Genomic DNA, 5526 nt, shown 5'->3' with positions numbered 1-5526 from the left:
CATCTTCTTCGGCCGGTCGGAGAAGACCGGCGGTCACGGCACGGTCGAATGGGCAGTGACATGGTATACGGGTGATGCCTTCGTCAACTCATACTGCAACACGGTGCCGACGCCCGAGGGCGGCACTCACGAGGCCGGTTTCAGACTGGCGCTCACACGCGGCCTTAAAGCCTATGCGGAACTGACCGGCAACAAGCGCGCATCCATCATCACGACAGACGATGTGATGATTTCCATGGCGGGCATGCTCTCGGTCTTCGTGCGCGAGCCCGAATTTGTCGGCCAGACCAAGGACAAGCTCGCGACCGTCGAAGCGCAGCGGATTGTCGAGAACGCGGTGCGCGACCCGTTCGACCACTACCTCGCCGATTCGCCCCAGGAGGCGGCGAAACTGCTCGACTGGGTCATGGAGCGGGCCGACGAGCGCGTCCGCCGGCGCAAGGAAAAGGAAGTCAACCGCAAGAGCGCGGTCAGAAAGCTGCGCCTTCCCGGAAAACTGGCCGATTGCTCGCAGGGATCGGCCGCGGGCGCCGAGCTTTTCATCGTCGAGGGCGATTCTGCCGGCGGCTCCGCGAAACAGGCCAGGAACCGCGCCAACCAGGCAATTCTTCCCCTGCGCGGCAAGATTTTGAACGTTGCAAGTGCGGGCCGTGACAAGCTGGGGGCCAACCAGCAGATCGCCGACATCGTTCAGGCGCTGGGCTGCGGAACGCGATCGAAGTATCGCGAGCAGGATCTTCGTTATGACCGCATCATCATAATGACCGATGCCGATGTGGACGGCGCCCACATTGCCTCGCTGCTGATCACATTCTTTTATCAGGAAATGCCCGACCTTGTTCGCGAAGGTCATCTCTATCTCGCCGTCCCGCCGCTCTACCGCATCACGCAGGGCGGCAAAACGCTCTATGCGCGCGACGATCTGCACCGTGCGGAGCTTTTGGAGACCGAGTTCAAAGGCAAGGGAAAGATCGATATCGGCCGGTTCAAGGGACTGGGCGAAATGCTTCCCGCGCAGCTCAAGGAAACCACCATGCACCCGGACAAGCGCACGCTGTTAAGGGTGGAGATCGACGAGATCGGTGCGGACGACACCCGCAAGACCGTCGATAACCTCATGGGAACAAAGGCGGAAGCGCGCTTCCAGTTCATTCAGGAACGTGCCGAGTTCGTCGATGATCTGGATATCTGACGGTCTCGCCGTCAGGCCGCTTCGCAGGCGATCGCGATCGCGTAGTCCTTCGCGGCCTTGCGCCGGAATTCAAGGTTCATGCGCTCGACAAGCATGAGCAGTTCTTCGACCCGACCGGTCTCGCCGCTTTCCAGGTAGTGGCTGATCAACTGTTCTGTTATGTGCAGGGCGTTCGGCGCCGCTTCCTGTGTTGTCGCCTTACGCCAAAACAGCGTTGCCGTTGCAAAGACCTCACAGGTGTTCGCGTCGAGCCCGCCTGATGCAAAGAGGGCCTGGATGGCATTGCGCCGCCCGTCAACGAGAATGGCCCTCACCCGCCTGTCGTCAACGCCGGTGATCGAACCGACGGCTGAGGCGAAAAACTCGATATTGCCGATGCACAGCGCATGCATCAAAAACGCCGGCGTCAGTTTGCCGGCCAGCCGCAGATGTTCGACAAGGGCCGGCATTTCGGCACTGTCAACCGCTCCCGCGAGTTGCAGCGTCGCGGCCTCACAGGCCTCGTCCGCAATACGTCTGATCCGTCCGTCTCCGACAACGCCCGCGACGAACCCGGAACCGGCAAGCGCGTTGCCGACCTTGATGATGAGCGCATGGCGCACATCGCCGGGCAAGTCGGTGCGATCGAGAAGCCTTGCCCGGATATCGGGATGGTCGCCGAACCGTTCCGTAATGCGCCGCAGCGTGACCTTGGCCATCCGCGCTGTCGGATTGTCCAGCATGTCGGCAACCGCCGGACGTCCGGCAACCTCCGCAAGCGCCGCGCAAACGGCCCGCCGCAGATCATGACGTATGGCGATCGCGCTCTGGATGCCCGGCCGTCCGTCCGCGACGAGATCGACAAGTTCCTGGTCGCCCAGCAAGGGAGAGCAGCAGACCACAATGCCCGCGATATCGACCTGATCCTTGGCCAGGCTGCAAATCACCGACCGCGGCGCCCTGGCCGACGGCGCCAGAACCTCCGCCATGGCCTGGCGGACCATCGGCGACGGGTCGTCGAGGAGAAGAGCCATCGCGGCCTCGGCAGCCCGTGTCTCCTCCAGCGACAGTTCGCTGAGGACAAAAGCACGCGACAGGGCATTTGCCGCCCGCGCCCTTTCGCGGGCGCCTGCCGTTTCGGACCACTGCAAAAACTTCTGAACGATCATAAAGATTATCCGGATTCACCTTGTCGTGGGGCCGACACTAGGAACAAAAGGTTTACGATCGGTTCACCATATCCGTTAACGGCTTGCGGGCACTCCTGCCCTCGCCTATTTTGCGGCGCAAACGGAGGGCCCCGATGCCAGGACTGTATCTTGAAGAGTTTTCGACCGGTCAGGTGTTCCAGCACGAGCTGCGCCGGACAATCACGGAAAGCGACAACATGTTGTTTTCCAATATGACTCTCAACCCTCAGCCGCTGCATATCGATTTCGATTTCGCTTCCAGGACGGAATGGGGCAAACCGCTGGTCAACTCCTTGTTTACGCTTGGTTTATTGATCGGGATCTCCGTCAACGACACGACCGTCGGCACAACCATAGCCAATCTCGGCATGACGGATGTCACCTTTCCGCACCCGATGTTTCACGGCGACACTCTCAGGGTTGAAACGGAAGTGCTGTCGGTTCGGGAATCGAAATCCAAAGCCGATCGCGGCATCGTCGAATTCGAGCATCGCGGATACAATCAAAACGGTGATCTCGTTGCCCGCTGCCGGCGCCAGGCCATGATGCGCAAGAAGGCAGCCTGATCGTGCGCTCCTATCTTTTTGTACCGGGTGATTCGGAACGCAAGCTGCAAAAGTCCCTCTCCAGCGGCGCGGACTGCCTGCTGATCGATCTGGAAGACTCCGTCTCCCTGTCGCAAAAATCCGCTGCGCGGTCGATGACCCGCGCATTCATCGAGGCGGCCCGCAGATCGGGCGCAGATCGGATGCCTTCGCTGGTCGTGCGGATCAATCCGCTGAACAGCGGGCTTGCCGATGATGACCTTTGCGAGCTTATCGGCGCCCGTCCGGACGCGGTCCTCTTGCCCAAGGCCGAACATGGCTCGGACATTCAGAAACTCTCGGCGATGATCGCCGTTCACGAGGCCGAGACCGGCAGCGATGAAGGCAGCACCGGCATCCACGCGCTTGTGACCGAAACGGCAAAGGGAACCCTGAATGCGGGAACCTACGCGTCCGTTTCCGATCGCCTGCGCTCCCTGTCCTGGGGCGGCGAGGATTTGTCCGCCGATATCGGCGTCGAAACCAACCGTGACGAAAACGGACGCTATACCGACCTGTTTCGCCACGCCCGGACGGTCACGCTCCTCGGCGCGGCATCGGCCGGGATAGATGCGGTCGACACGGTCTATACCGATTTCAGGAACAGCGAGGGACTGGAACGGGAGTGCCAGGCGGCGGTGCGTGACGGGTTTTCCGGCAAGATGGCGATCCATCCCGCGCAGGTGGAGGTCATAAACCGCGTGTTCACACCATCGCGTGATGCCGTTGCGCGGGCTCAGAAAATCGTTTCGCTCTTCGATCAGGCCGGAGACGATACCGGCGTCCTCAGCCTCGACGGTCAGATGATCGATCGCCCGCACCTGCGCCAGGCGCAGAAGATCCTCGATCGCGCCCGGGCGGCCGGAGTTTCCTAGTCGTCGTTCCACACCGGCCGCACCATCTCGAATGTATCGGCGCCGTGACTGTGGTCGCGGTAGCCGAGACGCGCGAGCGGCGCGGCCTTTGCCATATTGATCCGGCCGTCGGTGATAACGTCTTCGTCGATATAAATGCCGACAACCTCACCGATGACGACAATGTACTCCGATTTGCCGCCGGCGAGCGTATCGGGCTGGAATATGTTGACCGCCTTGCACTCGAGCGCGGCAAATGCCTCGGCCACATGTGGAGCCGCAATCAGTCTCCCGGGCGCCGCCGTCAGCCCCGAATACTGGAACTCGTCGATATGCGCCGGCGCGTCCACCGAGCTGGCAATCACCTTGTCGGCAAGAACCCGGCTTGCAAGGCTTGCCGAAAACTCACCCGTATCCTCGATATTGGCGACACTGTGCTTGCGGCCGTCCGATGCAAACATCACCATTTTCGGCCTGTCGCCGATCGCATTGAAGTAGCTGTAGGGTGCGAGGTTGGGCGTGCCGTCGGCCGCAAGCGTCCCGATCCAGCCGATGGGCCTTGGGGCGACAAGTGCCTTGAACGGATCGTGCGGCAACCCGTGATCGTTTGTCCTGGCATCATAAAACATATGCTGCCGGCCCCGGTTCCTGGTTTTCCGACCTAACGGCGCTCACCGGCATCAATCCTCAAGCCATGTTGTCAGCGCCTCGACATCAGGACGCGGGCGCTCGCTCGGAGGAACGGACGGTGTCCCGATGTAAATCATACCGGCAACACGTTCGCCCGGTTCCACGCCGATAACGTCAAGAGCTTTTTCATCCGTGCTGATCCACTCGGTCAGCCAGTTGGCCGCATAGCCGAACGCATTGGCCGCCATAAAGAGATTAAGGCAGATGGCGCCCGCGGACAGGATCTGTTCCCATTCGGGAATCTTTGGGTGTTCGGCCGCAGTGCTGACAACCGCGATGATCACCGGAGCGCGGGTCAGCCTTGTTTCCTCCTGCTCCCACCTCCCGGCCGGCATATCCGGATTGTTGCGCAGCGCCAGTTCGGCGAGGCTCGCTCCGACCCGCTGTCTGGCCGCACCCGAAATGACGATGAAACGCCATGGCGCCAGTTTACCATGATCGGGAACACGCGTGGCAAGCGCCAGCATCTTTTGTATTGTGTCGTGGTCTGGCCCCGGCTCCGTCATCATGTTGGCGGGGATGGTGCGACGGGTTTCGAGATAGGATTTCAAAGCTTCGTTCATTGCCGGTCCTTTGCTGAGTGCTTGATCGCCTTGAATTTGCCATTTGCATGGGTTTGAAACGACTTAAAAGCTATATTGGGAAGTAAATGATTCATTCCAGGCTGAAAATCGGCCTTCTGCCAGTTCTGGGATTGCTGGGGGCAATAATGGGGCAAGCGGCGGCGCAGAATGCGCAGCCGGTCGATAAATTGCTTCCTCTCGATCTTCCCGGTGTCACCGAGTTTGCTCCGACCGGCGAAGTGCCTGAAGTAACCTTGCCGCCGGATCAATTGCGCAATGTCGATCTGGACGCAAGGCTCGTCGAGGGCGCCGCCCCGCTCGAGCATGGTCTGATCTGGCGTGTCTATCACCCGATCCCGGATCAGGAAGGCAAACTTCCGATCCTTGCGACATCCGAGGGCGGCTCGGCGTTGATTTCCATGGAACCGGGCGAATATTTCGTCCACGTCTCCTTCGGCCTTGCCGGCGTCACCA

Annotated in this window: 6 protein-coding genes and 1 pseudogene; 4 read left to right on the top strand and 3 right to left on the bottom strand. The window is 60.7% G+C overall.

Annotated elements, in window-relative coordinates; all coding sequences use genetic code 11:
- Positions 1 to 1192, top strand: a 1192-nt coding sequence (locus tag AC5E6N_RS23015) for a toprim domain-containing protein (protein WP_491749993.1), incomplete at its 5' end; no start/stop codon positions are given.
- Between the two features lie 11 nt (positions 1193 to 1203).
- On the opposite strand, the gene AC5E6N_RS23010 is transcribed toward AC5E6N_RS23015, so the two are convergent.
- Positions 1204 to 2340: a DUF2336 domain-containing protein gene (locus tag AC5E6N_RS23010; RefSeq protein ID WP_491749992.1), complete on the bottom strand. Its 1137-nt coding sequence runs from the start codon at positions 2338 to 2340 to the stop codon at positions 1204 to 1206.
- A gap of 134 nt (positions 2341 to 2474) precedes the next feature.
- Here AC5E6N_RS23010 and AC5E6N_RS23005 point away from each other — a divergent pair, with 134 nt between their 5' ends.
- Together AC5E6N_RS23005 and AC5E6N_RS23000 are read left to right on the top strand one after the other, a co-directional pair.
- On the top strand, positions 2475 to 2927 hold the full coding sequence (locus AC5E6N_RS23005) for a MaoC family dehydratase (RefSeq protein WP_491749991.1): 453 nt from the start codon (positions 2475 to 2477) through the stop codon (positions 2925 to 2927).
- A 2-nt stretch (positions 2928 to 2929) separates the two neighbouring features.
- Complete coding sequence (locus tag AC5E6N_RS23000) at positions 2930 to 3820, top strand: HpcH/HpaI aldolase/citrate lyase family protein (protein WP_491749990.1); 891 nt, start codon at positions 2930 to 2932, stop codon at positions 3818 to 3820.
- On the opposite strand, the gene AC5E6N_RS22995 is transcribed toward AC5E6N_RS23000, so the two are convergent.
- Entirely contained in the window at positions 3817 to 4428 is a 612-nt protein-coding gene (locus AC5E6N_RS22995) for a flavin reductase family protein (protein WP_491749989.1), read from the bottom strand. The genes AC5E6N_RS23000 and AC5E6N_RS22995 overlap by 4 nt on opposite strands.
- A 51-nt stretch (positions 4429 to 4479) precedes the next feature.
- A complete protein-coding gene (locus tag AC5E6N_RS22990) occupies positions 4480 to 5052 on the bottom strand; it encodes a nitroreductase family protein (protein WP_491749988.1) in 573 nt (190 codons plus the stop codon).
- 86 nt (positions 5053 to 5138) lie between these two features.
- Between AC5E6N_RS22990 and AC5E6N_RS22985 the strand changes: the two are divergent.
- Positions 5139 to 5526, top strand: a pseudogene (locus tag AC5E6N_RS22985) (hypothetical protein); the annotation flags it as partial.

It is taken from the genome of Hoeflea sp., assembly GCF_984452065.1.
Note: the sequence above shows the minus strand (reverse complement) of the source record. Positions and strands in the feature narration are given on the sequence as shown.

Bases quoted from the DNA above. Each gene is read 5' to 3' on its own strand.
- AC5E6N_RS23005 (WP_491749991.1), top strand. From the start codon at position 2,475: ATGCCAGGACTGTATCTTGAAGAGTTTTCGACCGGTCAGGTGTTCCAG.
- AC5E6N_RS22995 (WP_491749989.1), bottom strand. From the start codon at position 4,428: ATGTTTTATGATGCCAGGACAAACGATCACGGGTTGCCGCACGATCCG.
- AC5E6N_RS23010 (WP_491749992.1), bottom strand. From the start codon at position 2,340: ATGATCGTTCAGAAGTTTTTGCAGTGGTCCGAAACGGCAGGCGCCCGC.
- AC5E6N_RS22990 (WP_491749988.1), bottom strand. From the start codon at position 5,052: ATGAACGAAGCTTTGAAATCCTATCTCGAAACCCGTCGCACCATCCCC.